The following is a 1,809-nucleotide window of genomic DNA, read 5'->3' on the forward strand; positions in this document are numbered from 1 at the left end:
TTTCTTAAACGAATCCAATCTTCATGAAACTGACCTGCTCCCCAAAAACTGCACCGATATTTAAGTTAGTTTTCTCCGATATTAAGGAGAGAGCATTATGGCAAGAAAGAAGATAGAAGAAAGCGAGATTTTTCGGATATTAAAGGAAGCAGAAACAGGTATTCCAATCAAGGAACTTTCACGAAAATACGGAATCACTGAACAAACATTTTATCGCTGGCGTAACAAGTATGGAGGAATGGAGCTTAGCGAAATCAAGAAGATGAAGGCACTCGAGCAGGAAAATTCAAATCTCAAAAGATTGGTAGCTGACATGGCTCTCGAATCCAAGCATAAGAATGTTTTGGGAAAAACGCCTCTAGTAGATCAACGAAGGAGAGAGCAGTTGATCTGCTAGTTGAAGAGGGACTTTCTCTAAACAGAAGCCTAGATGTTGTTCTTCTTCCTAAATCAAGTTATTATTATCAGCCGAAAGCTATTGATGAAGAGACAATGAACGAAATTCGAAGACTTGCTTTTCGATGGAAACGGGAAGGCTATCGACGAATTTACCGAAGGTTAAGAAGGTCGGGTAGGACAATCAATCATAAGAAAGTATATCGACTATATTGCTTAGAAGGGCTTAAAATAAGGACAAAACCGAAGCGAAAGAAAAGAAATGCATCATCACAGCAACTACCATTGCCTAAGAATTCAAACGAAGTTTGGTCAATGGACTTTGTTTTCGAACGGACGATTGATGGAAGAAAGCAAAGAATTTTAACAGGTATTGATCATTTAACAAGAGAGAATACCATACTTCAGGCAGAGTTTACTTTTTCGTCAGAAAAGTTGATCAGATATTTAAACACCCTCGAAAGACTTCCAAGAGCATTTGTTTTGGATAATGGAACAGAATTTACATCCAAAGACTTCCAGAAATGGGCAGAAGATAAGGGGATAGAAATTCACTTTATTGAAAAAGGAAAACCAACACAAAATGCATTTATAGAAAGTTTCAATGGTAAACTTAGAGATGAGTGTTTGAATCTACACTACTTTAAAAATCAAAGAGAGTTAACCGATGCTTTGCGAATTTTCCAAAAGGAATACAACGACGAGCGTCTTCACTCTTCATTGAATTACTTGACTCCTTCAGAGTTTAAGCGATCTTATGGTTGAAATGTTTAGAGAAAACTAACTTATCCATTGGTACTGAAAATGGGGGCAGGTCATTTTACATAATGAAGATTAGGATTCTTTTTTATAATTCAAAAAAGATTTGAAAAAATACACCTTAAGAAGATAAAAATGAAAGAAAAAAGAAATGCAGATTAATTTGTTTTCTAATTACTTTATTTTCTCACCTTGGATACTGCGTATAACAGCGGCTAACCACATCGCTTCGGGACAAGCCCTCGCTCGGCCTACGGCACATAGGCTTTCTGGCACTCGTTTGCATACGCAAACTACGCGCCAGTCCCTAACGTCCCGATTCCGGGACTCAGGGTCAGCCTACGTCGGTTAGCCTATTCGTTATACGCAATTCCTAAAAAACCAAGATATAAAATGAAAAAAATATTTTTGATTTTAATTATACTAAATACTAATATGAAACTAGCAGCTAAGGATAAATATATACCTATTGCAGGAACAGAGGTTAATATAAGAAAGGATCCAAACTTAAACTCTCACGTGATAATTCAGTTACCAATAACTAAATTAGTAAAAATAAAACCAAATATGAAAGTTAGAGATACGATAAATAATGTCAGCGGCAATTGGATTTTTATTGAAACTGGGATATTCTTCACAGGATGAAAATAAAGA

The 1,809-nt window shown here is 36.0% G+C and carries 2 protein-coding genes; both read left to right on the forward strand.

Annotated features, from left to right (window positions below):
* Positions 1–97 precede the first annotated feature (97 nt).
* On the forward strand, positions 98–397 hold the full coding sequence (locus LEP1GSC202_RS02470) for a transposase (protein ID WP_015676101.1): 300 nt from the start codon (positions 98–100) through the stop codon (positions 395–397).
* A complete protein-coding gene (locus LEP1GSC202_RS02475; protein ID WP_156825333.1) occupies positions 391–1,161 on the forward strand; it encodes an IS3 family transposase in 771 nt (256 codons plus the stop codon). Before LEP1GSC202_RS02470 ends, LEP1GSC202_RS02475 begins: the two co-directional genes overlap by 7 nt.
* Positions 1,162–1,809: the final 648 nt, after the last annotated feature.

This window comes from Leptospira yanagawae serovar Saopaulo str. Sao Paulo = ATCC 700523, assembly GCF_000332475.2.
In the GTDB taxonomy this organism is placed as follows: Bacteria; Spirochaetota; Leptospiria; order Leptospirales; family Leptospiraceae; genus Leptospira_A; species Leptospira_A yanagawae.